Source organism: Rothia sp. HMSC061D12, from assembly GCF_001836735.1.
Taxonomy (GTDB): Bacteria; Actinomycetota; Actinomycetes; order Actinomycetales; family Micrococcaceae; genus Rothia.
In genome coordinates, this window is record NZ_KV830305.1 from 25,367 (window position 1) to 49,873 (window position 24,507).

17 protein-coding genes are annotated in these 24,507 nt (G+C 58.9%); 10 read left to right on the plus strand and 7 right to left on the minus strand.

Going from position 1 to position 24,507, the window contains the following annotated elements; genetic code table 11:
• Positions 1-141 precede the first annotated feature (141 nt).
• A complete protein-coding gene (locus HMPREF2682_RS00160) occupies positions 142-753 on the minus strand; it encodes a methylated-DNA--[protein]-cysteine S-methyltransferase (protein ID WP_070830415.1) in 612 nt (203 codons plus the stop codon).
• A 337-nt stretch (positions 754-1,090) separates the two neighbouring features.
• Between HMPREF2682_RS00160 and HMPREF2682_RS00165 the strand changes: the two genes are divergently transcribed.
• Positions 1,091-1,672 (plus strand): hypothetical protein, encoded by a 582-nt coding sequence (locus HMPREF2682_RS00165; protein ID WP_070830417.1) that lies wholly within the window; start codon positions 1,091-1,093, stop codon positions 1,670-1,672.
• Between the two features lie 107 nt (positions 1,673-1,779).
• On the opposite strand, the gene HMPREF2682_RS00170 is transcribed toward HMPREF2682_RS00165, so the two are convergent.
• From HMPREF2682_RS00170 to HMPREF2682_RS00185, 4 genes are all read right to left on the minus strand, one after another.
• The gene (locus HMPREF2682_RS00170) at positions 1,780-2,094 is read right to left on the minus strand and encodes an N-acyl-D-glutamate deacylase (RefSeq protein ID WP_246827224.1); all 315 of its coding nucleotides are present in this window, start codon (positions 2,092-2,094) and stop codon (positions 1,780-1,782) included.
• A 666-nt stretch (positions 2,095-2,760) separates the two neighbouring features.
• A complete protein-coding gene (gene glpK / locus HMPREF2682_RS00175) occupies positions 2,761-4,317 on the minus strand; it encodes a glycerol kinase GlpK (protein ID WP_070830421.1) in 1,557 nt (518 codons plus the stop codon).
• A 42-nt stretch (positions 4,318-4,359) separates the two neighbouring features.
• Positions 4,360-5,157: an MIP/aquaporin family protein gene (locus tag HMPREF2682_RS00180; protein ID WP_070830423.1), complete on the minus strand. Its 798-nt coding sequence runs from the start codon at positions 5,155-5,157 to the stop codon at positions 4,360-4,362.
• A gap of 344 nt (positions 5,158-5,501) precedes the next feature.
• Positions 5,502-7,247, minus strand: a complete 1,746-nt coding sequence (locus HMPREF2682_RS00185) for a glycerol-3-phosphate dehydrogenase/oxidase (RefSeq protein ID WP_070830425.1) — start codon at positions 7,245-7,247, stop codon at positions 5,502-5,504.
• Positions 7,248-7,369: 122 nt separating this feature from the next.
• Between HMPREF2682_RS00185 and HMPREF2682_RS00190 the strand changes: the two genes are divergently transcribed.
• From HMPREF2682_RS00190 to HMPREF2682_RS00200, 3 genes are all read left to right on the plus strand, one after another.
• Entirely contained in the window at positions 7,370-8,317 is a 948-nt protein-coding gene (locus HMPREF2682_RS00190) for a sugar-binding transcriptional regulator (protein ID WP_070830427.1), read from the plus strand.
• Between the two features lie 252 nt (positions 8,318-8,569).
• The gene (locus HMPREF2682_RS00195; RefSeq protein WP_070830429.1) at positions 8,570-9,946 is read left to right on the plus strand and encodes a 6-pyruvoyl tetrahydrobiopterin synthase; all 1,377 of its coding nucleotides are present in this window, start codon (positions 8,570-8,572) and stop codon (positions 9,944-9,946) included.
• Positions 9,947-9,957: 11 nt separating this feature from the next.
• On the plus strand, positions 9,958-10,749 hold the full coding sequence (locus HMPREF2682_RS00200; protein WP_070830431.1) for a transcriptional initiation protein Tat: 792 nt from the start codon (positions 9,958-9,960) through the stop codon (positions 10,747-10,749).
• 193 nt (positions 10,750-10,942) lie between these two features.
• Here HMPREF2682_RS00200 and HMPREF2682_RS00205 read toward each other — a convergent pair whose 3' ends face one another.
• The gene (locus tag HMPREF2682_RS00205) at positions 10,943-11,869 is read right to left on the minus strand and encodes a LysR family transcriptional regulator (protein ID WP_070830433.1); all 927 of its coding nucleotides are present in this window, start codon (positions 11,867-11,869) and stop codon (positions 10,943-10,945) included.
• A gap of 511 nt (positions 11,870-12,380) precedes the next feature.
• Between HMPREF2682_RS00205 and HMPREF2682_RS00210 the strand changes: the two genes are divergently transcribed.
• The 6 genes from HMPREF2682_RS00210 (at position 12,381) to HMPREF2682_RS00235 (ending at position 22,103) form a co-directional block, all read left to right on the plus strand.
• Positions 12,381-15,872: a bifunctional proline dehydrogenase/L-glutamate gamma-semialdehyde dehydrogenase gene (locus HMPREF2682_RS00210; RefSeq protein WP_070830435.1), complete on the plus strand. Its 3,492-nt coding sequence runs from the start codon at positions 12,381-12,383 to the stop codon at positions 15,870-15,872.
• Positions 15,873-16,227: 355 nt separating this feature from the next.
• Positions 16,228-16,620, plus strand: a complete 393-nt coding sequence (gcvH, locus tag HMPREF2682_RS00215; protein WP_070830437.1) for a glycine cleavage system protein GcvH — start codon at positions 16,228-16,230, stop codon at positions 16,618-16,620.
• Positions 16,621-17,215: 595 nt separating this feature from the next.
• The gene (locus HMPREF2682_RS00220) at positions 17,216-17,989 is read left to right on the plus strand and encodes a transcriptional regulator FtsR (protein ID WP_070830439.1); all 774 of its coding nucleotides are present in this window, start codon (positions 17,216-17,218) and stop codon (positions 17,987-17,989) included.
• Between the two features lie 732 nt (positions 17,990-18,721).
• A complete protein-coding gene (locus HMPREF2682_RS00225; RefSeq protein ID WP_005507725.1) occupies positions 18,722-19,366 on the plus strand; it encodes a MerR family transcriptional regulator in 645 nt (214 codons plus the stop codon).
• Positions 19,367-19,557: 191 nt separating this feature from the next.
• A complete protein-coding gene (locus HMPREF2682_RS00230; RefSeq protein WP_005506586.1) occupies positions 19,558-20,370 on the plus strand; it encodes a ParA family protein in 813 nt (270 codons plus the stop codon).
• 275 nt (positions 20,371-20,645) lie between these two features.
• Positions 20,646-22,103, plus strand: coding sequence for a mycothione reductase (locus HMPREF2682_RS00235; protein ID WP_070830441.1), 1,458 nt, complete (start codon positions 20,646-20,648; stop codon positions 22,101-22,103).
• A gap of 126 nt (positions 22,104-22,229) precedes the next feature.
• Here HMPREF2682_RS00235 and HMPREF2682_RS00240 read toward each other — a convergent pair whose 3' ends face one another.
• Positions 22,230-24,392: an AMP-dependent synthetase/ligase gene (locus HMPREF2682_RS00240; RefSeq protein ID WP_070830443.1), complete on the minus strand. Its 2,163-nt coding sequence runs from the start codon at positions 24,390-24,392 to the stop codon at positions 22,230-22,232.
• Positions 24,393-24,507 lie beyond the last annotated feature (115 nt).

Sequence of the window (24,507 nt, forward strand, 5' to 3'; positions counted from 1 at the left end):
AACCTGTGGTAATCGCAACTATATTCGATTTCATGTCGTGTTGCAGGGCATTGAAACCGAAAACAGGTACGAAAAAGGGCGGGATACGCATCCGATGCATACCCCACCCCGTCATGAGCTTCGAAGACTAGCCGGCAGACGCTAGAAGAGCCGCGCCTCCCGCACCTCTTCCGGCTCCTCCAGATCGAGGAGGAACTGCTTACGCTCAACACCGCCAGCGTAGCCGGTCAAACTACCATCAGCACCAATAACGCGGTGACACGGAATCATAATAGAAACCTTATTGCGGCCGACCGCCTGGCCCACAGCCTGCGCCGGAGCACCGGGACCAACCGCACGCGAAATCTCGCCGTAAGTGGTGGTGTACCCGGCAGGAACAGTCTTCAGATGCTCCCACACAATCAGCTGAAAATCGGTGCCCTCAGGATCTAGCGGCAACGTAAAAGAAGTGCGCTTGCGCTCAAAATACTCGGAGAGCTCTGCCTCAGCACGCGACAGCAGCCGCGCCGCAGCATACTCACCGGCTGGCTCTTCACCATCTGCGACGCCGTGCTCCCGCAGACAGGCGTCAGGATTCTCAATCAGTCCACCAAGCTCATGGGGGAGCGGGAAGTGCACCTGATCCTCGTACCAGATACCCACAATTGCATCCGCACGGGCGGCAAGGTAGAGCACGCCGACGGGGCTCGAATAGCGAGTGTACCAGCGCGCGAGCGCTTCCGGCGGCTGCGGCGAATCGGTCGCTTTGGTCATGCTCTTCCTCGTTGGCTCCAGGGCGTGTACTGCAGATGGTATTAGAGATAAATATCCCTTTCAACCATCATAGGGGAGGGGTGCCTCCGTACCGTACCCGTAGTGGGTTTTGTCTATAACTGACCGCTATATATGAGATGTATGCACCGCCGTTGAAGCATCTCAGGATGCCCCGTCAATTTTGCCTGAACCTGAAGAGCTGGCATTCTGTGAAGTACACACCGATACACCGCAATTCAATACTCCGGCTTCTCCACCCCGCAGCGGGTAGGGGATGGCCTGTGTTTCTCGTGCCTCAACGATGGGCTCAACGACGACTGAAATTGCAAGGAGAAACATGGAAGAGCTGAAAGACATCCGCCGGCAACTCAAGGAAAACCCGGAGAGTCGAGAACTCAATAACCGTTACGCGCAGGCGTGCCTCGACATTGCGAAAGAATATACCGTTACGTCCCAGGGACATATCTTTATTTGCTCGCCCTCAGATTTAGAAGCCGTACGGTACGTCATGGCCAAGATCCCTAACGCTTCGCTTCTAGACGGCGAAACCTTGCAGGAATACAAACGCCTGGAGAGAGCCGTTACCCAAGCTCGTATGAATAGAGGTAAACCCGGCAGTAAGATGGGCATTTACTATGCCCTCATTCTTTTTATAGTGATGCCTATAATGGCGGTACCAATCCTTGCGCTGTGGGAACTTACCGCGGGGAGCACCTCAGACCACACCCGGGACCCGAGAGCCCTCATTTTTCTGATTCCTGTCACTCTCATTACCGCTGCGCTTCTCTGGGTTGGGTGGCTTTTTGAACGAATCCCCGGCTGGAAATATAACGCTCTGATCGTCGAAAAGAACAAAAAGATAGAACTAGCCAGAGCCGAAGCTGAAGCGCAGCGGAGCACTGACTCAAACCAGAAATAATTTTGAGTGTAGGGTCGGACTCTGAACCGCGATTTTAATGCAAATGTGCCGCCTCACCGGTATCAGTGAGGCGGCACATTTATATTGTCTGGGGGATGAGGAGCTCGCTACTTAGCGGCTACTCCGTTGGTATTGCCCTCCGTGTGGTGCAGGTGCGGCAGATGGGTCGAGTGCAGGTCGTGGCCAAGCACATCGTGCGCATCCGGGTCTTCGTTCGGGAGCACGTGCGAGTACTTGGAGTAGTAGCGGTACAGCGCGTAGGCGCCAATCACCGTCAGCACGATAGCAACGCCCAGAGCCCACGGCACAGCCGCGGCAGAGTACAGGGCGGAGAAGAGCACCAGCAACCAGGAGAGAGCAGCTGCAAGAACCGAAACGTTCATAGCAATAATTGCAAGCTTGCGGCGACGGACATCAACCATAATCGGTGCGGGATAACCCGCTCCCTCCTTCCAGCGGAGCGTACCTCCGCTCTCGTGAGCACCGGGTAGGTGCCAGATGCTTAACTAACCGCCATCTTCGCGGTTAGAGTAGGACCAATAAGCCTATACATCTATGATACGGCGCGAGAAGTAGACATAAAAGGCGTACAAACACCATTAGATAAACCCCACATGCCAGGTGAACGGGTATCTCAAGAAGAGACATAAAACGAGTGATTTTTACGGTGAGAACTGCACCAAGAAAAGCGAAACCCCACTCATCGTTAATACAGAGAAGCCTGTAACAAGAGCTAAAAGCCCGTCCGCCGCGGTATCCGGAACCACGGCGGACGGTGATAGGAGCGTAAATAAGTATCAGCGCGAACCGCTGGTTGCGTGAGGAAACCCAGAATATGTCAACGGGATCCTGCACGGTACTGACACCTCACGAACAATACCGCGGGAAGCAGCCGGCGGAAGATACTGCATTTACAATCACCCACCGTACCCCAGCACTAATTTTTGTAGAAATTACGCCGCAATAAACGCTGAATTGAGCGTCATAAAACAGCGAAAAGCCCCGGCTGCTTCAACCCCATAGCGGGGGAGAAGCAGCCGGGGCGTCGCTAGTACGCGGGCCGTGCCGTTAGGCAACGGGTGCTGTGATTAGGCGGTCGGAACGTCCTCGTCAACCCACTCGAGGGTGCGGGAGACAGCCTTCTTCCACAGGCGGTACTGGCGGTCAACCTCTGCGGGCTCCATGGAGGGCAGCCAGCGCTTGTCCTCAGCCCAGTTGTCCACAACGTCCTGCTCGCCGCTCCAGAAACCAACAGCGATACCTGCAGCGTATGCTGCGCCCAGAGCGGTGGTCTCAACAACCTTCGGGCGGATTACGGGAACGCCGAGGATGTCAGCCTGGAACTGCATGAGGAACTCGTTAGCGGTCATGCCGCCGTCCACGCGCAACTCGGAGAGCTCAACACCGGAGTCAGCGTTCATTGCGTCCAGAACCTCGCGGGTCTGGAATGCGGTTGCTTCCAGCGCCGCACGCACGATGTGTGCACGGTTCACGTAGCGGGTCAGACCAACGATGACGCCGCGAGCGTCGGAACGCCAGTGAGGTGCGAACAGGCCGGAGAACGCGGGAACAACGTAGCAGCCACCGGAGTCCTTGACGGAGGTAGCCAGTTCCTCAGACTCTGCAGCGTGCTCAATCATGCGCAGGTTGTCGCGCAGCCACTGGATCAGGGAGCCGCTCATTGCGACCGAGCCTTCCAGAGCGTAGACGGGTGCTGCGTCGCCAATCTTGTATGCGACGGTGGTCAGCAGACCGTTGTTGGAGAAGACGGGCTCGTTGCCGGTGTTCATGAGCATGAAGTTACCGGTACCGTAGGTGTTCTTCGCCATGCCCTTCTCGAAGCAAGCCTGACCGAAGGTTGCGGCCTGCTGGTCGCCCAGGATGCCCGCGATGGGGGTGCCTGCGAGCAGACCGGTTGCGCGGCCGAAGCCGTACACCTCGGAGGAGGACTTGATTTCGGGCAGCATGCTCATGGGGATGCCCATGTCTGCAGCGATCTGCGGATCCCATTCGAGGGTGCGGATGTTCATCAGCAGGGTACGGGATGCGTTGGTTACGTCGGTGACGTGAACACCGCCGTCAACACCACCGGTCAGGTTCCAGACCAGCCAGGTGTCGGTGTTGCCGAAGAGCAGGTCGCCGCGTTCTGCGCGCTCGCGTGCGCCTTCAACGTTGTCCAGGATCCACTTGATCTTGGGGCCGGAGAAGTAGGTAGAGAGGTTCAGGCCGACGATGTCGTGGTACTTGCCAACGCCCTCTTCGCCTGCGAGCTCTTCAACGATTTCCTGGGTGCGGGTGTCCTGCCAGACGATTGCGTTGTAGACGGGCTCACCGGTGTTCTTGTCCCACACGACGGTGGTTTCACGCTGGTTGGTGATGCCGACTGCAGCGATTTCGTGGTGGTTGACTTCGCCGTTTGCCATAGCCATTGCTACGACCTTACGGACGTTCTGCCAAATCTCGGTTGCGTTGTGCTCGACCCAGCCGGCCTTGGGGAAGATCTGCTCGTGCTCGAGCTGACCGTGCGCTACGTTCTCGCCTGCCTTGTTGAACAGGATTGCGCGGGAGCTGGTGGTGCCCTGGTCGATGGAGAGGATGTACTTGCGCTCGACGTTGAGGGTTGCGGAGTGCAGAGAAGTCGTCATTGATTTTTCCTTAGAACAAAAGAACGGAGGTTTTAGAGAGGTTTAGAGGGGCAGGACTGCCGGAACGATCAGGCCGGCGAGGATTGCGCCGATGATCGGGCCAACAACCGGAACCCATGCGTAAGACCAGTTGGAGCCGGTCTTACCGGGGATGGGCAGGAAGGTGTAGGCGATACGGGGGCCGAGGTCACGTGCGGGGTTGATAGCGTAACCGGTTGCGCCACCGAGGCTCATACCGATAGAAACAACGACCAGGGCAACAGCCAGGGGGCCGAGCTGTGCAGGGGTCTTACCGGATGCGATGATCCAGCCGATCAGGACGAAGGTACCGAAAATCTCGGTGACGACGTTCCAGCCGTAGGACTTGATGGCGGGGCCGGTGGAGAAGATACCGAGGCGGTCGCCGGGGTCCTCATCGAAGTGCTTCTTGTAGGTGAGGTACGCTCCGGTTGCACCGGCCATTGCGCCGAGCATCTGAGCGACGATGTACAGGGCAATGTTGCCGGGGGTTGCGGGAACGCCGGTTGCCAGGTCCTTGCCTGCGGTTGCCAGGCCAACGGTCACTGCGGGGTTCAGGTGCGCACCGGAGAGGAAGGAGAGGTACACGGCGGTGAACACTGCCAGACCCCATCCGAAGGTGATAACAACCCAGCCTGCGTCCTTAGCGTAGGACTTCTTGAGGGTCACTGCGGCACATACGCCGGCACCGAGCAGAATCAGGATGAAGGTGCCGAAGAACTCGGAAGCGAAGATTCCGAGGGTAGTGGGGGCACCGGATGCATCCACGAGAGCGGAAGAGCCGGCTGCAAGTACAGTTCCTGCGGAAGCAAGAAGAGACATTGATGCTCCTTGAAGACGAAGCGCCTGGAAGGCAAGCGAACCTTTGCTTGCGTGTTCCCGTGCGTCCTCACCGCACGGGCGGATCGGGGCACAACGCTGTGCTGAAATGTGTAGCGGTTGCTACGAAAAGTTGATAGATGTTTCTGGTTGAGAAGCAGATCGTACCAGTGGGCTAACCCTGTATTTAGCTCGCGGCTTCTTATGCAGGGGATTATCGTAAACGGTTATTTAACCTTCCGCTCACCCCTCACCGAAGAATATGAGCTAACCCATGCTCGGTGAGGGGTGAACGGTCGGTTCGTACCAGATAACCGGCCACGAAAGGTGTGTGAAAACTCTAAGGATTAGAGCTTCACGCGGGGTGCCACGGGGGTGACAGCCTCAATCTTTGCGGATGCTTCAGCGTCGGTGGAGGTGGACTCCGCCTCACGGATAGCCTGTACGCGTGCTGCGTAGAGGTCGCGCTCTTCCTTGACCTTCTTGTCGTCCCAGCCGAGCTCGGAACGCATGATGTCGAGGATTTCCTCTGCCGCTGCCAGGCCGCGGTCGCGTTGCTCGAGGTCGAGGCGTACGCGGCGGACCAGCACGTCCTCCAGGTGCAGTGCACCTTCGTAGCGGACAGCGAAGACGACGTCTGCGCGCAGGAACTGGGGTGCCTTAGCCAGGGGAGCGCCGAGGGAGGGGTCAGCATCGATGAGAGCGCCGAGGTCCTCAATCTGTGCGCCGTAACGCTCGAGCAGGTGGGTGATGCGGTCCTCGTCCCAGCCGTAACGCTCTGCGTAGCGTGCGCGGTTAGCGGCGATTGCGTGGTAGCCGTCTGCACCGACCAGGCCGATGTTTGCGGTCACGGAGGGGTTCTGCTTAGCCTGCTCGCCCAGTGCGAAGTCGACAGCGTCGGCAGCCATGACACGGTAGGTGGTGAGCTTGCCGCCTGCGATTGCGCTCATGCCGGGTGCAACCTCGGTCACGGTGTGCTCGCGGGAAACCTTGGTGGATGCTGCGCCGTCCTTGACCTTGGGCTGCAGCAGCGGGCGCAGACCGGTGTAGGTGCCGATGATGTCCTCGCGGGTCAGCGGGTTAGCGATCAGCTTGTTAGCCTGCATCAGCACGTAGTCGATGTCCTTGCTGGTTGCGACGGGGCGCTCGCGGTCCTCGGAGTAGGGGGTGTCGGTGGTGCCGATGATCCAGTAACGCTGCCAGGGGATGATGAAGAGAACGGACTTCTCGGTCTTGGTGAAGATACCGCTGGTTGCGTTGATGCGGTCGCGGGGAACCACGATGTGGATACCCTTGGATGCCAGAACCTCCAGGCCACCCTCGGGGTTAGCGAGGGACTCGGATTCTTCGGTCCACACGCCGGTTGCGTTGATGACGTGCTTTGCGCGCACGTTCAGGCGCTCGCCGGTTTCCAGGTCTGCCAGCTCGGCGCCGATGACGCGGCCGGATGCGTCCTTGGTGAAGCCGACAACCTGGGTGCGGGATGCAGCCAGTGCGCCGTAGCCTGCAGCGGTGCGGACGACGTCGATGACGAGGCGTGCGTCGTCAACGCGTGCATCGTAGAACTGGATTGCGCCGCTGAATGCGGAGTCCTTGATGTCGGGGAAGACGGTCTTGGTGCCTGCCTTGGTGAAGTGACGCTGCGAGGGAACGCCCTTGTGACCGCGGGAGCCGAGGAACGCCAGGGTATCGTACATGCCAATGCCGATTGCGGAGTATGCGCGCTCGATGACGGGCATCTTCAGGGGCCACAGGAAGGGCTGTGCGTGTACCAGGTGGGGAGCGATCTTGTTCAGCAGCAGGCCGCGTTCGGTCAGTGCTTCGGTCACGAGCTTGAAGTCGAGGTTGTAGAGGTAGCGCAGGCCGCCGTGGACGAGCTTGGAGGACCATGCACTGGTGCCTGCAGCCCAGTCGCCTGCTTCGACGATGCCGGTGCGCAGACCGCGGGTTGCTGCGTCGAGGGCAATACCTGCACCGGTAATGCCGCCACCGACGACCAGGACGTCGAGTTCTTCGTTGACCATGCTCTTGAGTGCCTGGGCGCGAGACTCAGCAGTCAGCTGAGACTGCTGTGCAAAGTGCTGGGAGCTCATGTAGTGCTCTTTCTTGTCGTGCCGCGTGAGCGGCGTGGGGTTTCATCTTGCAAATAGTAAAACCCAATGGTGAAATAATAACCAAGCCATATGAACGGATTTTCAATGGGGGTCTGGGACCTATGAACGAACGCGCTAACCATACCTACGAGGCGGCGCAGCTGTACTACATCCACAACATGACGATGGACGCTATCGCGGCCCGTCTGGGGGTCTCTCGAGCCACTGTATCGCGTCTGCTCAAAAGTGCTCGTGAAAGCGGCATGGTGCAGATCCGCCTGGACGAATCCTTCCGTACCCGCAGCGAACTGGAGCGCCGCATCGGCGAGCGCTATAAGGTGCGCGTTACTCTCGTGAATGTTCGTTCGGATGCCACCCCCATCGCCCGCATGAGCCAGGTATCCCGTACTGCGGCGGCTCTACTTGATTCCCTGATTGATAATGGAACGAGCCTGGGTGTGGCGTGGGGTTCAACGATGACCGAGATTTCTCGTCATCTGCCGCGCCGCCCTCTGAAGGGCGTGACTGTGGTGCAGATGAATGGTGCCGGTAACGCGCACCATTCGGGCATTCCGTACCTGGGTTCCCTGCTGGGGCAGTTGGTGAATGCCTATGATGCGCAGACTATCCATTTTCCGGTTCCCGCGTTCTTTGACTATGCGGACACGAAGACCGCCATGTGGCGTGAGCGTAGCGTGCAGAAGAATCTGCATGCCCAGCAGAATGTTGACCTCGCTATTTTTGGCGTGGGTGCTTTTGGTGGACCTATTCCTTCTCACGTGTATTCGGGTGGCTATTTTGAGGTGCAGGAGCAGCGTCAGTTGCGTGAGCTGGGCGTTGTGGGGGATATGTGCACGATTCTTCTGCGTGAGGACGGCTCGTGGGCTGATCTTGAGTTGAATAAGCGTGCGTCCGGTCCGACTCCGAAGGAGCTTGCCCGCATTCCGCGCCGTATTTGCGTTGCGTCCGGTACTCACCGTGTGCGTGCTTTGCGCGGCGCGTTGCGTACGGGCGCAATTACTGACTTGGTTCTTGATGATGCCCTGGCAAAGGCGCTCATGGAGAAATAGCTAAAAATAATCGCCGCGGGTATGAGAGTCCGTGGTGATGGGGTAAAGGGGCGCCTTGAATCTGAAAGGTAGTGCTTGAGAGCTTTCCAGGTGAAGATCTCAAGCGTCGCCTGAACAATGTTTCAAGGTGTCCTTTAGTGTCGTCAAAAACTGCTTTCTGACCCTACAATGTGAAACGTTTGCGCATGTGAAAGCGCATATTTGTGCACTCCATTGAAGGTGTGCGCCACTCACCGTTAGAAAGAACCAACCATGACCCCCACCTATAACGCCCAGGCGAATCCGCACCTGGGCGCACCCGGCATTACCACCATGCACGGTGATGCCCAGTCTTCCGACGCTACTCCTCTTGCCGGCCCCGGCGCCGGTGACTGGAAGATTACCGGCACGAAGCTCGGCGGCGCCTGCCCGACGATTCTTGCCGGACGTGACGGCTTCATTCAGGTGCTCTGCACCCAGGTCTTCGCCCACGGCGAGTTCATCACCCCGAAGCTCTCTATCCTTGACCCGCATACCGGCCGCGAGCTCTCCCACTTGGACATCCCGAAGGGCGCGCTGCTCGGTGGTGTGTACGCCTACCTTGACGCGCAGGACCGTATGGTTCTGGTGGATGGCTCTCAGTGCCTGCTGCGCCTCTCCCACTCTGCTGACGGACGCAGCATCCGCGTTGATGAGCGTATTGACCTGAGCCGCATGCTCGCCCAGAGCGCCAATGACGCTGTGGTTGGCCTGGTACCCGACTGGTCCGGTCGCATTTGGGTTGCGACGAAGAACGGCTACATTGCGGTGATTGATTCTGCCCGCGGCACGATTCGCTCGATGCGCCTGAATAAGGCGTCGATTGCGGGTGAACGTATCGATAACTCGATTTCGGCGTGCCCGCAGGGCGTGAGTGTGGTTACTTCCCACGCTATTTATATGCTGAACGCTACCGCAACCGGTGCGCCCACCCTCAAGTGGTGGCATGCGTACGATCGAGGTAGCGCCCGCAAGCCCGGTAAGCTCGCGTGGGGTTCCGGCGCCTCCCCGACGTTCTTTGGCCCGAACGGTTCGGATTACGTGATGCTGACCGATAACTCTGATATTCAGGAGTCGGTCATTGTGTACCGCACTGATAACGGTGTGAAGGTCGGTAGCGCTGGCCTGTTTACTGCCGGTACCTCTGGCACTGAGAATTCCATGATCGGTGTGGGTAACACGATGGTCGGTGCAAGCACCTACGGCTACCCCTACCCGAAGTACCCTGAGGGCGCCGGCCCGTCGGTTCCTGCGAATGCGCTTTTTGCCCCCGGTATGGAGCGTTGGGATATTACCAACCGTGGTCTGCGTAAGATTTGGGACCGTAAGGACGTTTACTCTTCGGCTGTTCCTCGCTATTCCACGGCTGACGGGCTGATTTACACCTGTGAGCGTCGCCGTGGTCCTGCTGGTTTGGCGAATGGTGCCTACGCGTGGGCTGTCGCGATTGATATGGAAACCGGTAAGACGATGCACGAGCAGCGCCTGCCTCAGCATGTGAGCCTGCTGCTTGGTGGCGGTGACACCCTGCAGATGGTGGGCACGATTGACCGTTACGGCACCTGGTGGCAAGGCACGATTAGCGGCGTGTACCGTATCGCGAAGGCTTAGGGGAGTAGAAAATGACTAAGAATAATCTGATGAACGCTTCTCGCCGTACCGCGTTGAAGGTTGCGGGTGCTTCGGCTGCCCTGGTAGCTGGTGGCGTGAGCGCTGCGGAGGCGGCAACTCGTTCGGGCGGCAGGCGCGGCGCGCACGGTACTCCGGTGACTCAGCGTCCCGGCGGACATCGTGGTGGCCAGCGTGGACAGCATGGCGGCGCGGCGAGCTCCGCGCTGGTGCAGGTGCCGATGCGTTATAACGAGTCGTGCATCCGCCTGGAGTTGAAGGCGGCGTCCGGTGTACAGGCTGTGTCTATGCAGAGCCAGCCTGCGCGTACTGTTGCGTTCAAGAATCTGCCGACTCGCCTGAGCATTATTAATGAGGGTAATTCGACCCTGCCGGTGGGTACTCGCCTGATGGTGCGCGCTCGCGCGCAGGATCCGAAGACCGGCTTGTTGCTGAATCCTGCGGTGACTCTTCGCGTGACCTCTGGTCAGGCGGTGCTGCCTTCGGGCAACTTGGGTGCTTCGGCCCTGGTGGCTCCGGTGGATGCGCTGAATCTTGATGCGGTGCGCCGTAGCGAGCAGACCGGTCAGGCTGGTTCTGGCAGTGAGAGCGTTCTGGAGTTGCGTACTGCTATTCCTCGCGGTCACCGTCTGGATGTTCAGCTGAATTATCAGGTGGCTTCGGGTGTTGCCGGTTCTGCATTGAAGCAGGTTCATGTGAGCGCTGTGCTGGATATGGCTGCGGCTGGTTTGTCGTCGTCGTTCTATGAGGTTCAGAGCTCGGCTGTGGTTGCTTCGCTGAACTAGCAGTTAAGCTGGCTCCTATAGCTCCTACGAAGGAGGGGCACGGCGGGGGAGTAGCTCCGCTGCCTGTACTTTTATACCTCATATATATAGGCGCCTGTTCAAAAAGGCATAGTGAAAGGTCGGGGTCGTTCGTGGGAACGGCCCCGACCTTTGCGTTGTCTAGTGTGCCGGCATGTGCGGCGGCTGATTTTTCCTATGCGGTTTCGGTGGCGTCGTGTTCACCGAATGCTACCTTGACCGCGTGGTGCAGCGCTTCACGCACCATGGCGATGGCGGGGTTGGCGGCGGACTCTCGGCGTACGGCGGTAAAGATTTTGCGGGAGGGCTTGCCGGGGAGCTCCACGATGCGTAGCCCCTCGGTGGTGGAGAGGGAAGAGAGGATGAATCCGGGCACGATGGTGACGGCGAATCCAGCCTTGACGAGGTTGGAGTTCGTGATCATGTCGTTGGCGCTGTAGCGGATGACCGGTTCGAATCCCGCGGTGCGGCACTGGTTGAGCGCCCAGCTGCGGGAGGTGTTCTGCTCCATTTCGAGAACCCAGGGGAGTGCGTGCGCCTCCTCGATGGAGGTGATGGTGGAGGTGCTAGGCACAATCAGGCTGAGCGGGTCTTCGGTGAGCAGTTCGGAGTGCAGCTCGGGGTATTCGGGGATGTGGTGGTGCGGGTAGGCTTCGGAGAGCACCATGTCGTATTCGCGGCTTCGGGTCAGGGAGGTGCCGGTTTCGGGGTCGATTTGCAGTACCTGCAGGGTGAGCGAGGGTGCGTGTTCTGCAAGGTAGCTGAGGGTTTCCGGCAGTAGCGCGAAGGCAGCGGACTGGAAGATGGCGAGGCGCACCATGCCTGCGGGTTCGCCGGTGAGGTTGGCGACGGAGGTTTGCATGCGGTCGAGTTCGCGCAGGATGCTACGGGCGCTGTCGACGATGATGAGTCCGGCGCTGGTGAGCTGTACGCGCCTGCCGATGCGTTGCAACAGCGGGGTTCCGGTTTCTTTTTCGAGGGTGGCAATCTGCTGGGAGACGGCGGAGGGGGTGAGGCTGAGCGCTTCTGCGGCGGCGATGATGGTGCCGCGTTCTTGGATTTCGAGGAGCATTTGCATGCGTCGGATGTCGTAGATTGACACGTTTTTCCTCCCTGATGCGCCCGGTTGTTCGGGTGGGTTGCGCTCCCGAACTCTTCCGTGGTGCGTCTCTCATTGTGGACTCTTGTCTATGGTACCGCGTGGGCTTTGTTGTGGCTCTTTTTGAGACGGCGGGAGCTGTGGATGCGCGTGTTGGCTTGTGTGGCGGGTATTTTGCGTGAACGTGATGATTCTCAGGGTCGAAGATGCTTTTGGGAATGGTTTTGAAGTGTTCGATTGTTACGAAATCGGTTCGGTATTTGCGTTCTGAAAGTGCTAGCCTGAGAGGGATGGATAGCGATGTTGCTATGGTCTTCGTTTCTTCTCTTTGGGCTCGGTGTTCGGAGGGATGCCGGGCGGGAACCACGCCGCACAATTATTTAGAAAAACTAAATGGATTTTGGAAAAAACATTCAGTTTTTCTAATGAGGTATTTATTACCCTTTTGTGGTGAAATAGAGACATCGCCAAACGTGGTGTGCACCGCACACAGTAAGATAGTTAGGAGTCAAGGATGACCCATCCTTTCGCATCTGAGCACTACCAGAAGATGGCTCTGGAAGCTCGTCAGCTTGTTCGTCAGTGGGTAAACGAGTCCCAGTCGATCAAGCCCACCTTCGCGGCTGAGCAGCTCGCCGGTGTTCTGAAGGACCCCAATGGTCTTCCCTTCACCGTCGGCTTTGTTGATGGCGTTATTCGCCCCGAGGATGACAACGTCTCCGGTCGCAACCTCTCCCGCATTTCCGGTCTGGCACCTTCCTTCCTGCCCTGGTACATGAAGTCCGCTGTTGGCTTCGGTGGCAAGCTGGCTGGTAAGGTCGCATGGCCCACCGTTCCTGTTGCACGCCGCGTGCTGCGCGAGATGGTCGGTCACCTGATCGTTGACGCTTCCGAGGAGAAGCTGGGCGACGCTATCGCAGAGCTGACCAAGACCGGTAACCGCCTGAACGTTAACCTGCTCGGTGAGGCAGTTCTGGGTGACAAGGAAGCAGAGCACCGCCTGGCTGAGACCAAGCGCCTGCTGGCACGCGACGACGTTGACTACGTCTCCATTAAGGTGTCCGCTGTTTCTGGCCCCCACCAGCACTGGGCATTCGACGAGGTTGTCGAGACCGCTGTTCGCCGCCTGACCCCGCTGTACGAGCTGGCTGCTTCTTCCTCCCCCAAGAAGTTCATCAACCTGGACATGGAGGAGTACAAGGACCTCGACCTGACCATTGAGGTGTTCACCAAGATTCTGGACCAGCCTCACCTGAAGGACCTGGAAGCCGGTATCGTGCTCCAGGCATACCTGCCCGACACCCTGGCTGCAATGCAGCACCTGCAGGAGTGGGCTGCTAAGCGCGTTGCTGCTGGCGGCGCAGGCATCAAGGTCCGCCTGGTTAAGGGTGCAAACCTCTCCATGGAGATTGTGGAAGCTGTTATGCACGGCTGGCCGCTGACCACCTGGGACACCAAGCAGGCTGCTGACACCAACTACAAGCGCGTTCTGGACTACGCACTGCGCCCCGAGCACGTGAAGAACATCCGCCTTGGTATTGCAGGCCACAACCTCTTCGACGTTGCATTCGCACTGCTGCTGTCCGAGGACCGCGGTGTTAAGGACCGCGTCGAGTTCGAGATGCTGATTGGTATGGCTGAGCAGCAGGCAGAGATTATCCGCCGCCGCGTTGGCCACCTGCTGCTGTACGTGCCCGTCGTGAACCCCAAGGAATTCGACGTTGCTATCGCATACCTGATCCGTCGTCTCGAGGAGAACGCTTCCTCCGAGAACTTCATGTCCGGTATCTTCGACCTGGCAACCGACGAGTCCATCTTCAAGCGCGAAGAGGACCGCTTCATGCGTGCACTGAACTCCGTCACCGACGAGGTTCCCGCATCCAAGCGCACCCAGAACCGTCTGACCGAGAACGAGGACAACGTCTTCGTACCGGCAGGCCGCTTCGAGAACACCCCCGACACCGACCCCGCACTGGCAGGTAACCGCGAGTGGGGCCGCGCAATCCTCGAGCGCTCCAAGACCACCAAGCTGGGCATCGACACCCTCAAGGCTAACGAGCTGACCAGCGAAGCTGACGCAGAGAAGCTGATCAAGGAAACCGAAGAGGCTGGCAAGGCATGGGGTAAGCTCTCCGGCCACGAGCGTGCAGAGATTCTGCGCAAGGTCGGTAAGGCTATCGCCCTGCGTCGTGGCGACCTGCTGGAGGTTATGGCAGCTGAGGCTGGCAAGACCCTGGAGCAGGGCGACACCGAGGTCTCCGAGGCAATCGACTTCGCATACTACTACGCAATGCTGGCTGAGGACCTCGAGAAGATCGACGGCGCAAAGCCCAAGTCCGTTGACCTGACCCTGGTTGTTCCCCCGTGGAACTTCCCGACCGCTATCCCCGCCGGTGGTGTTCTGGCTGGTCTGGCTGCAGGTTCTGCTGTCATCTTCAAGCCCGCAACCATCACCGCTCGCACCGGTGCCCTGATCGCAGAGATCATGTGGGATGCAGGCGTTCCCAAGGAAGTTCTGAAGCTCGTCAAGGTTGTTGACCGCGCTGCAGGCAAGCTGCTCATCTCGCACCCCGAGGTTGACCGCCTGATCCTGACCGGTGGTTACGAGACTGCTGAGCTCTTCCGCTCCTGGCGTGATGATCTGCCCCTGTTCGGTGAGACCTCGGGTAAGAACTCCATCATCGTTACCCCGAACGCTGACATTGACCTGGCTGTCAAGGACGTCGTCTACTCGGCATTCGGCCACGCAGGTCAGAAGTGCTCCGCTGGTTCGACCGTCATCCTGGTTGGCTCCGTGGCACAGTCTGAGCGTTTCCGCCGTCAGCTGCTTGACTCCGTCAACTCGCTGCACGTGGCACACCCGCAGGACATTGAGTCCCAGATGGGCCCCGTTGTTCAGAAGCCGGAAGAGAAGCTGCTGCGCGGTCTGACCACCCTCGGCCCGGGCGAGCGCTGGCTCGTTCAGCCCAAGGAACTGGACGAGACCGGTCGCCTCTGGAGCCCCGGTGTTCGCGAAGGCGTCAAGCCCGGTTCTGAGTACCACATGACCGAGTACTTCGGCCCCATCCTGGGCATCATGACCGCTGACACCCTGGAAGAGGCAATCGAGCTGCAGAACGCACCCGACTACGGTCTGACCGCAGGTCTGCACTCGCTGGATGCTGACGAGCTCGAGCTGTGGCTCTCCAAGGTCCAGGCAGGTAACCTGTACGTCAACCGTGCAATTACCGGTGCAATCGTTCAGCGTCAGCCCTTCGGTGGTTGGAAGAAGTCCACCGTGGGTTCCGGTACCAAGGCTGGTGGCCCCAGCTACCTGATCGCTCTGTCCGATTGGGAGCCCGCACAGGCAACCGCGACCGCAACCACCCAGTCGGTGACCGTCCGCGAGACCCTGGCTACCATCGAGAACTCTGAGCTCGGCAAGCGCGATGACTTCGCATTCATCAAGCGCGGCGTCTCCTCTGACGCACACGCTTGGGACACCGAGTTCGGCTTCGGCCACGATCCCTCGAAGCTGGGCGTCGAGCGCAACATCCTGCGCTACGTACCCACTCAGGTTCTGGTTCGTGCAGACGAGTCCGCATCCGCAGCAGAGACCCTGCGCGTTGTGCTCGCCGGTCTGGCAGCTAACGCACCGGTTGCTCTGTCCGTCGGTAAGGACCTGCCGGTCGACGTCCGTGGTGTTCTGGAGAACAAGGGCATCAAGTACGAGGTCAAGTCGGACGCTCAGTTCCGCGAGTACCTGGCTTCGAACGCTAAGACCCCGGTTCGCGCACTGGCTGGTACCCCGCTGGAAGGCACCCGTATCCGCTACATCGGTAACGATGTGAAGTCCATCTACTCGGCACTGGGTGGTCGCCCGGATGTTGCAGTGTACTTCGCACCGGTCACCGAGGCTGGCCGTATCGAGATGCTGCCCTTCCTCCGCGAGCAGGCTGTTTCGATTACCGCACACCGTTTCGGTAACCCGAACCGCTTCTCCGAGCGCGTCATTTCTTCCCGCTAAGACGCTGTGAGAGCTTAGCTCTCTAGTCTTTAGGCTCAGGGCCCTGCACCCTTGTGATGTGGGGTCCTGAGCTTTTTGCGTCTCTGCTACTCCCCGATATAGGGGAGTGGACCCAGGGGCGTAAAAGTGATTAATAGAGAGGCGCCTAGAGGTCGATAAGAGACGGATGCTTAGGTGCACGAGTAAGAAGAGGAAAAATAGCGTCATAGAAATGGTACGGGGGTGTTTGGACGTGCCCCGCGTTACTTCTTATGTGATAATTGGTGTAGGACGTTTCGCAATCCCACACGCGGAACGGAACCGTGCGCGGGAAGGTCCGCGCTACGCAAGAACACACTGAAAGGACACCGCTGCTATGAGCAACGTTCCCGCAGAACTCTCTTACACTTCTGAGCACGAGTGGGTTTCCGCTCTCACCGCTGAGGGCACCGTCCGTGTTGGTATTACCGACCACGCTCAGGATGCACTGGGTGACGTCGTCTACGTCGACCTTCCCTCCGTTGGCGACTCTGTAGCTGCTGAGGATAGCTTCGGTGAGATTGAGTCCACCAAGTCTGTCTCTGACCTCTTTGCTCCCATCTCCGGTGAGATTGTTGCTGTCAACGAGGGTCTGGAGGATGACCCCGCACTGGTTAACTCCGATCCTTACGGTGAGGGCTGGATCGTTGAGATTCGTCCCGAGAACGCTGACGACCTGGCTAACCTGCTGAACGCAGAGGGCTACCAGGCTGAGCTGGACAAGCTCTAAGCCGATAGACGTCTAGTTTTCTACCGGCCTCGTGTAAGAGGTACGTAGTGTTGAAACGGCGAGACCGATTGGTCTCGCCGTTTTTCATTTAAAGTGCACACAAACGCAAATAAACGGGCGCATATAAGGTTCATCTTGAGGGTCTCTGAAGCCGTCTGAGGGGCTTGAAAGAAGGCTAAACCCCTAGTGGGAGCCTCTTTCAAGTTAAATGTGATGAAAACTTCAACTATCGCGAGAAGATAAAATTTTCCCCGTAAAGCAGTCCAATATGAGATATACGTGTTTGAAGCATTGGAATTTTGCTAAAATTGGTACTGTCTCTACTGGATAGTGTTTGATTGTGTGGCTATTTTTGGGTTCAAAATGCGCCTGAAAAGGGCGAACTGAATAGCAAAATGCCTTGTGAGGCTATAAGATTGTCTCGAAGGTTTGCGGTTTATCATTTCGTGATAAACAACTGAACTTATCTATCACACTCTCAACACTAAGCAAAGATGTTCGGCACGAAGCGAGACTCCCGACCGGGGGAACGAGCCACTCACTCAAATTTCGGCTCGTATCGACATCGGCTGAACAAAGTACCCGAAAGACATAGATGACCTCACGCATCGATGAAAACCTCACTAACGCTGAGGTTGAACTAGAGGACGTGGAGAACGGCGACTCTGACCGTAACCCGCGTGACGTTAAGAGCCGGACCATTGGTCAGGTTCTTAGCCAGCTCGACCTGGAGTTCCCCGGTATTAGTGCATCCAAGATTCGCTTCCTGGAGGAGCGCGGCCTGGTGCACCCCAGCCGTACCGAAACGGGTTACCGCAAGTACTCCCAGACGGACATTGAGCGCCTGCGCTACATTCTCACCATGCAGCGCGATCACTACATGCCGCTCAAGGTCATCCGTCAGCATCTGGAGGATCTGGAAGCCGGTCGCGTGCTGAACTCCATGCCTGCCACCGTTAGCGAAGACGTCCTGGACAGCGTCCTTGGACCGGATGAGCAGGAAGGTCGCACCTACACCCTGCGCGAGCTGGCAGAGTACGCTAACACCACCCCCGAGCTGATCCGTGAACTGATTGATTTCGGACTGCTCGAAGATGGCTCGGATGTGGAGTACACCGACTACGATGTGCTGATTGCCCGCGTGAGCGCAGAGCTGACCCAGCACGGTATTCAGCCCCGCCACCTGCGCGCGTTCAAGTCTGCAGCAGACCGCGAAATCTCCCTCGTGGAAATCGCGGTGGCTCCGCTGGCATCGCGCCGCGACGCAGCCTCCCAGGCTCAGGCGCAGGAACGTGCCGATAAGATTCGCAAGTTGTGCCTGCAGCTGCACGCAACGCTCGTCGAATCGGCAATGCCTACCTACGAATAGGCGTACGATGCGGCAGGCTACCGGACAGCCTGCCCGCATATCCCGCGGTTTTACCGCACCCCGAACGGGGTTTTCCCTACAGGATGCACCGCTGACCACGGTGAATCCCTCTAGCCTCTATCTCGCGCCAGCGGGGTAGCGGCCCCTAGATTTGGACGAAGCCGACGCCGGCACGCTCGGAATTCTACCCCTTCGTCCAACACGAAGAGCTTTCTCACCAAGGGGGCTCCCGGCCTGCCAAGGCTATTCACTCAACTCAGCTGTGAATGCGTACGAACCACACTGTTCGTACGCATTCACTTTTTAACCCGTTAGAATCCGCGACCCTTGATGTCCTGAGCCGCCCGCGGAGTATATAGACCCGCCAAATGTATAGAACAGCAGGCCAAGGATAAGGGGAAGGATAGGGATGAAGAATAGCGAAAAGATCATTCGCTCCGGTGGGTTCAATTTTAAGTAGAGCCCTCTATCAGTTAAAATAGATTGAACAACCGCGCCTATCGCGCATCGGTCGCACTATCGAATCGTGTTCCGCGAATCGTATTGTCGAACCAATGTGTAGCATTGAAAACCGCGCCGGAACCGAGAGGGACCACGCGAGTCATAGACGCAGATTCTAAGGCTCACCCCTAGAATCTCACCCCGACAACCGGGGCTACACCGGAACGATAACGACCGCATTTGATAGGGCGCGGTGAAGCACTTAAAAGGGTTTAACGAAAAGGAGGGACCGTGCTAGAGCAGCAGGTAGCCGAAAATGCAGGCGAGGCCGCAACCACGCACGCACCCCAGGGCTTTGACCAGCCCCTGGACGGCTTCGATACCCTCTTCCCCGTAGCACCGCCTCCGCGCGGTGAACAGGGCGTACTCTTCACCGACCCTGTCTCTGTCGTCGAGGAAAACCTCGGCTACCGCGGCGCCGTCGCCTGCAAGGCAGCCGGCATCACCTACCGCCAGCTCGACTACTGGGCACGCACCGATCTTGTCGTACCCACCGTGCGTGGCGCATCCGGCTCCGGCACCCAGCGCCTCTACAGCTTCCGCGACGTGCTCGTGCTCAAGATTGTGAAGCGACTGCTTGACACCGGCGTGTCCCTGCAGCAGATCCGTACCTCCATCGAGCATCTGCGTACCCGCGGCATTGATGACCTCGCGAACATTACCCTCATGAGTGACGGCACCACCGTCTACGAATGCACCTCCCCGAGCGAGGTCATTGACCTGGTTCAGGCCGGTCAGGGCGTCTTCGGTATCGCTATCGGCCGCGTCTGGCGCGAAATCGAAATGAACCTCAACGGTCAGCCCGGCGAAGAGATGCACGAAAACTTCGAAGGCGACGAACTCGCCGCCCGCCGTGCCCGCCGCGCACAGGCATAAAACACAAAACGTGAATCAGCCCGCGCTCACTACCTATCGGGTAGCGAGCGCGGGCAGAAGTTTTAAACCCGAGGGAATATTCATTGCTCACTTGAGAAAAAACTCAAGATAAACCCCTGTCAGACCCGGAAGAAAAGCGAAGATTCGCTAAAATAAAGGGGCATTACACCTCACTCATAAAAGGGACCTGCATGCCCCGCATCGTCAGTATCAGCAGCCTCAAAGGTGGCGTCGGCAAAACGTCCATCACTTTGGGGCTCGCGTCCGCAGCTTTACACAGCGGACTCTCCACACTCGTTATTGACCTCGACCCCCACGGCGACGCCAGCACCGGCCTGGCAGTGGATGAAACCATCCCCGACGTCGCCTCCCTGATCGCCAGCTCCAATGAGCGTGCCTTCGCGGAGGAAGCCGGTAGCTCCTCTTGGAACTCGCTCGTCGGCAAACCCACCCTGCTGACCAATAACCCCGTGACCACCGGTAGCGTGAAGGTGGCGCGCGGTTCGGCTCGTTCCACCCTCGTGGACCGGCAGGAAGCGGCACCGTTCATCCGCCGATTCAAGCGCATGGTGGAGGCGGCTGCGGACGCCTACGACGTCATCCTGATTGACTGCCCGCCGTTCCTCGGAACCCTGTCTTCGATGGGCTGGGCGGTGAGCGAGCGCATCCTTTCGGTCGCAGAGCCTTCCCTTTTCTCCGTGGCGGGCACCGAACGAACCCTGCGCGCCATCGTGCGTTTTCAACAGGAAAGCGGCATCAGCATTGACGGTGCGGGAGTAGTTATCAACAAGATGCGCCCCAACGACAGCGAACACCGCTACCGACGCGACGAAATGCGTTCCCTCTTCGGCGAGCTCGTGGCAGAACCCGTGCTCGCTGAAAGCCCCGTGCTGCAGCGCGCCCAGGGTGCCGCGTACCCGATTCATTTTTGGCCCGACGAAGAATCGGTTGATCCCGCCATGGACTTCACCCGCCTGCTGGCTGGGCTCATGGCTGACCTCTAAGCGCAGACATCTAATCGTCACTAATCCGCGGGCTCACATAGTTTCAACGCTTGAGGTCTCAACGCTTGAGTGCGTCTTCTCAAAGAACCGCTGTGTTCTCAGCGCTGTGGTTCTTTGGGACGGCGCACCTTTCGCATATCCGTCAACATTGACACCAGATAGTGGGAATAGCCGGTAGCCTCCACGCGTTATAGTGGCAGTAACAGAAATAACCCCGCTATCGAGGGGCACGCTGGGAACGAGCCCAGCCTCAACATCATCAACGAGAGGACCACATGAGCATCGAGAACGTAGAACGCATTGACGGCGTAGCACAGTACGACCTCATCGTCATCGGCTCCGGATCCGGCAACACCCTCATCGGACCCGAATGGGACGACAAGAAGGTCGCCCTCATCGACGGCGGTATCTTCGGCGGCACCTGCCTGAACGTTGGCTGCATCCCCACCAAAATGTACGTCTACCCGGCGACCATCGCGCAGAAGACCCGCGAGGTCAAGCACCTGGGCGTCGACGCACACGTAGACGCCGTGCACTGGGCGCAGATTCGTGACCGTATCTTTGCCTCCCGCATTGACCAGATTGTTGAAGGCGGCCGCAACTGGCGTGCCGGTCTGCCCAACGTCGATTTCTACGACCAGTACGCGCGTTTCGTCGGCTCCCACACCGTCGAACTGACCGACGGCACCCGCCTGCAGGGCCGCCAGATTGTCGTTGCGGCAGGTTCGCGCGCCGTGCTGCCTCCCGTGCCCGGTATCGACTCTTCCAAGGTCTACACCAACGACAACGTTATGCGCATGGACGAGCTGCCCGCCCGTATGGTCGTCATCGGCGGCGGCGTGATTGCGGCAGAATTCTCCCACGTTTTTTCCGCATTTGGCACCGAAGTAACCCAGCTGAACCGCTCCTCCCGCCTGCTGCGCGGTGTGGACGAAGAGGTTGTGGCACGCTTCGAAGAAGCCGCAAGCAAGCAGTGGAACATTGTCAAGAATGCGTCTCTCTCCGAAATCCGTGAGAACGCCGACGGCAGCGTGACCGTTGTAGCGAAGCACACTACCGAGAACGGTGAAGAACTGCTCGAAATCCCGGCAGACGCTGTGCTTGTGGCAACCGGTCGCCGCCCCAACACCGACACCCTCAACGCGAAGAACTACTTCGACGTGCAGGACGGCGGTCAGCTCAGCGTCGATAAGTACCAGCGCGTACTCTACAACGGCGCGCCCGTACCCGGCGTCTACGCCCTCGGCGACGTGTCCAGCCGCTACCAGCTCAAGCACGTGGCAAACCACGAAGCACGCGTTGTGCAGCACAACCTCAGCCACCCCGAGGACCTGCGTGCCAGCGACCACCGCTACGTACCGGCTGCGGTCTTCAGCAACCCGCAGATCGCCGTGGTCGGCATGACCGAAGAGCAGGCGCGCCAGGCGGCTGAACGTGAAGGCTTTGAGATCACCGTCAAGGCGCAGAACTTTGGCGACACCGCCTACGGCTGGGCAATGGAAGACAAGATCGGCCTGTGCAAGCTCATTGCCCGCAAGGACAACGGCGAGCTGCTCGGCGCACACCTGGTCGGTGAAGAATCCTCCGTGCTCATTCAGCCGCTACTGCAGGCAATGAGCTTCGGCATGGACGCGCGCACCCTCGCACGCGGCCAGTACTGGATCCACCCGGCACTGACCGAAGTCGTTGAGAACGCATTACTCGGTCTGGAATTCGACGAGCCCGCAAACTAAGAACCCGCCATCTAACGACGGCTAGATAACGTCCGAAAATCGAGGTTTCTAGCGAACAAACAGAGAGGAGGGGATCGTACCTAAGCGGTACGACCCCCTCCTCTCGTTATTGGTGGCCAGAGCCGGTTATGCCTTGTCGCTGTCAGACTTCTGCGGGTTCTGCTCTGCAACAGTCTTCTTCTCAGTCTGCGCGGGCTTCTCAGCGGGAGCATTAGCGGAAGACTTCTCAGCCTTTTTTACCTCTTCAGCCTCCTCTTCCTGAGGCTTCTGCATCATCTCGGCGGTCTGTTCACGCAGCTCCTCAAACTTCTCAGCCGCCTGCTCACGCAGCTCGGCAAGACGCTCCGCCTGGTGATCCGCGTACTCGTGCAGACGTTCGGCAGCCTGCTCACGCAGTTCAGCGAACTTCTCAGACTGCTCCGCCGCGTACTCCTGCAGGCGAGCCAAAGAATCCGACGTGCTATCGGAAACCTTGCCGTACATCTCATCCACGTAGGAGGAGAAGTCCTGCAGAATCTTCGCGCGGCGCAACTTCTGCGAAGGAGTCAGATAGCCGTCCGCCTCGGTCAGATCGCGGTTCATAATGCGGAACTCGCGAATACCCTCAGCGCGGGAAACCAACTGGTTCGCCTCGTCCACGAGCTTCTGAACTGCAGCACGAACCGCCGGGTGAACAGCAGCCTCCGGGATGGAGAGCGAACGCGGCAGACCCAAGTGCTCCAACTGCTCGGGCAGGGTATCCGGATCCAGGGTCACCAGAGCCGCAACGAACGGCTTCTCATCGCCTACCAGCATCGCCTGAGAAACCAGGGGAGAGGTACGAAGATGAGTCTCCGCAATACCCGGAATCACGTTCTTACCGCCGGCGGTGACAATGATTTCCTTCTTGCGGCCCACAATCTTCAGGTAGCCGCGCTCATCGAAATGAGCCAGGTCACCGGTACGGAACCAGCCGTCCTCAGTGAACGCCTGAGCGTCCTCTTCGGGGTTCTTGTAGTAGCTGCTAATCACGCCCACGCCACGAACCAGAAGCTCGCCGTCCTCAGCAATATAGCCTTCGGAACCGGGGATGAGCGGGCCAATCATGCCAATCTGGTACGGGTTGATGCGGCCAGCCGCAATCGGGGCGCAGGTCTCGGTCAGGCCGTAACCCTCAACCACCTGCACACCCACCGCGTGGAAGAAGTGCGCCAGGCGCTCGCCGAGGGGACCGCCGCCGGAGACCGCGTAGCGCAGCTCGCCGCCCAGAGCCGCACGCAGCTTCGAGTAGACCAGCTTGTCGTAGAGAGCGTACTGCGCCGCCAGCTTCAGCGGGACACGGCCCTCAACCTTCGCCTGTGACCAGCGCACCGCAATATCGGTGGAACGCTCAAAGAGCGACTTATTGAACTTGCCGCCCTTAGCCGCCTTCGCCATGGCGCCCTCGTACACCTTCTCAAAGACGCGGGGCACCACCAGCAGCATGGTCGGCTTGAAGCTATCCAAGTCAGCAGCCAGGTTCTTAATATTGGGGGAGTGACCGATGACCAGACCGGCATCCAGTGCCAGCACCTGAATCAGACGCGCCAGAACGTGCGCCAGCGGCAAGAAAAGAATGGAGGAGTTGCGGGAGTTCGCAATCTCGGGTTCGACCATTTTGGTGTTGACACTCAGGTTTAGGAAGTGGCCGTGAGTCAGCGCGCAACCCTTGGGGCGGCCGGTCGTGCCGGAGGTATACACAATGGTCGCGATGTCATCACAGCCGGCAGCGGAACGTACCTGCTCCAGCTGCTCATCGCTCACCTCGGACGCGCGAGCGCTGAGGGTATCAAGGTCGCCGTTCTCAATGACCCAGCGGTGCTTGAGCTGGCACGGTTCAGAAGTGGAAGCGGCGTATTCTTCAGCCTCAGCCACACGATTCAGGAGCTTCTCATCCTCGACGAAGATGGCGACAGCCTCAGAATGGGACAGCGCCCATGCAGCCTGGGCGGCAGCGTTCGTCTCATATACCGGCACGGAGACAGCACCGGCATACCAGATGGCGAAGTCAATGACGGTCCACTCGAAGCGGGTGCGGCTCATAATGCCCACACGGTCACCCGGGCGGATACCCGCAGCAATCATGCCCTTAGCCAGGTCGGTCACCATCTGGTGGAACTGCTGGGCTCGAACCGGCTGCCAGTTACCCGGCGACATCTGACGGCGGTACAGCACCGGGTTGGAGCTATCGGCTCGGTGGCGCTCAACAATGCTTGTCAGGTTCAGCGAGGGGTCGACAAGAACCTCAGCGGGAGTGGAGAAGACTTTCATAATGCGCCTTTCAAATCAGGGCGTAAGCTCGGGCGGTCCGGTGCCGCGGGCTGTCCTCGATTTCTCGAGGTGCCGTGATGGCTTTCTGAGTGTTCTGTCCACCGCGGCGGGTGAT

What these genes read in the sequence shown, in the direction of transcription:
- HMPREF2682_RS00160 (WP_070830415.1), bottom strand. Translation starts at nt 753, where the DNA reads ATGACCAAAGCGACCGATTCGCCGCAGCCGCCGGAAGCGCTCGCGCGC.
- HMPREF2682_RS00165 (WP_070830417.1), top strand. Translation starts at nt 1,091, where the DNA reads ATGGAAGAGCTGAAAGACATCCGCCGGCAACTCAAGGAAAACCCGGAG.
- HMPREF2682_RS00170 (WP_246827224.1), bottom strand. Translation starts at nt 2,094, where the DNA reads ATGGTTGATGTCCGTCGCCGCAAGCTTGCAATTATTGCTATGAACGTT.
- glpK (WP_070830421.1), bottom strand. Translation starts at nt 4,317, where the DNA reads ATGACGACTTCTCTGCACTCCGCAACCCTCAACGTCGAGCGCAAGTAC.
- HMPREF2682_RS00180 (WP_070830423.1), bottom strand. Translation starts at nt 5,157, where the DNA reads ATGTCTCTTCTTGCTTCCGCAGGAACTGTACTTGCAGCCGGCTCTTCC.
- HMPREF2682_RS00185 (WP_070830425.1), bottom strand. Translation starts at nt 7,247, where the DNA reads ATGAGCTCCCAGCACTTTGCACAGCAGTCTCAGCTGACTGCTGAGTCT.
- HMPREF2682_RS00190 (WP_070830427.1), top strand. Translation starts at nt 7,370, where the DNA reads ATGAACGAACGCGCTAACCATACCTACGAGGCGGCGCAGCTGTACTAC.
- HMPREF2682_RS00195 (WP_070830429.1), top strand. Translation starts at nt 8,570, where the DNA reads ATGACCCCCACCTATAACGCCCAGGCGAATCCGCACCTGGGCGCACCC.
- HMPREF2682_RS00200 (WP_070830431.1), top strand. Translation starts at nt 9,958, where the DNA reads ATGACTAAGAATAATCTGATGAACGCTTCTCGCCGTACCGCGTTGAAG.
- HMPREF2682_RS00210 (WP_070830435.1), top strand. Translation starts at nt 12,381, where the DNA reads ATGACCCATCCTTTCGCATCTGAGCACTACCAGAAGATGGCTCTGGAA.
- gcvH (WP_070830437.1), top strand. Translation starts at nt 16,228, where the DNA reads ATGAGCAACGTTCCCGCAGAACTCTCTTACACTTCTGAGCACGAGTGG.
- HMPREF2682_RS00220 (WP_070830439.1), top strand. Translation starts at nt 17,216, where the DNA reads ATGACCTCACGCATCGATGAAAACCTCACTAACGCTGAGGTTGAACTA.
- HMPREF2682_RS00230 (WP_005506586.1), top strand. Translation starts at nt 19,558, where the DNA reads ATGCCCCGCATCGTCAGTATCAGCAGCCTCAAAGGTGGCGTCGGCAAA.
- HMPREF2682_RS00235 (WP_070830441.1), top strand. Translation starts at nt 20,646, where the DNA reads ATGAGCATCGAGAACGTAGAACGCATTGACGGCGTAGCACAGTACGAC.
- HMPREF2682_RS00240 (WP_070830443.1), bottom strand. Translation starts at nt 24,392, where the DNA reads ATGAAAGTCTTCTCCACTCCCGCTGAGGTTCTTGTCGACCCCTCGCTG.